Below are 655 nucleotides of genomic sequence, written 5' to 3' on the forward strand. Positions count from 1 at the left end.
AGCACCTTCGTGTAGTTCTCGCCGTTGCCAAGACCGCGGCCACCGGAGACGATGATCTTCGCCGACGTCAGTTCCGGACGATCCAGCTTCGTCACTTCACGGCTGACGAAGGACGAGATGCCGCTGTCGGCTGCCGCTTCGATTTTCTCCACCGATGCGCTGCCGCCTTCGGCTGCCACAGGGTCGAAACCAGTCGTGCGGACCGTGATGACCTTGATCGGATCAGCCGATTGCACTGTTGCGATTGCGTTACCGGCATAAATCGGGCGCTCAAATGTATCCGGGCTATCCACTGCCGTGATATCGCTGATCTGCGCGACGTCGAGCTTCGCGGCGATACGCGGCGTGATGTTCTTGCCGTAGGCGGTTGCCGGCGCGAGGATATGCGTGTAGTCCTTCGCGATGTTCACCACCGTTGCTTCGATGTTTTCCGCGAGGCCTGCTTCGAGTTGCGGCGCGTCGGCCAGCAGCACTTTGCTCACGCCGGCAATCTTCGCCGCTGCATCGGCCGCGGCTTGCGCGTTGTGACCCGCCACCAGCACGTGGATATCGCCACCAATCTTCTGCGCCGCTGCAATCGTGTTCAGCGTCGCGGCCTTGATCGACGCGTTGTCGTGTTCTGCAATTACCAGATTCGTCATTTCGTCCGTCTCCT

The 655-nt window shown here is 60.6% G+C and carries 1 protein-coding gene; it reads right to left on the bottom strand.

Annotated elements, in window-relative coordinates; translation table 11 throughout:
* Positions 1 to 641, bottom strand: a 641-nt coding sequence (locus tag P0D73_RS46600) for an electron transfer flavoprotein subunit alpha/FixB family protein (RefSeq protein WP_408436494.1), incomplete at its 3' end; no start/stop codon positions are given.
* Positions 642 to 655: the final 14 nt, after the last annotated feature.

The sequence above is a fragment of the Paraburkholderia sp. RL18-101-BIB-B genome (assembly GCF_046026985.1).
In the GTDB taxonomy this organism is placed as follows: Bacteria; Pseudomonadota; Gammaproteobacteria; order Burkholderiales; family Burkholderiaceae; genus Paraburkholderia.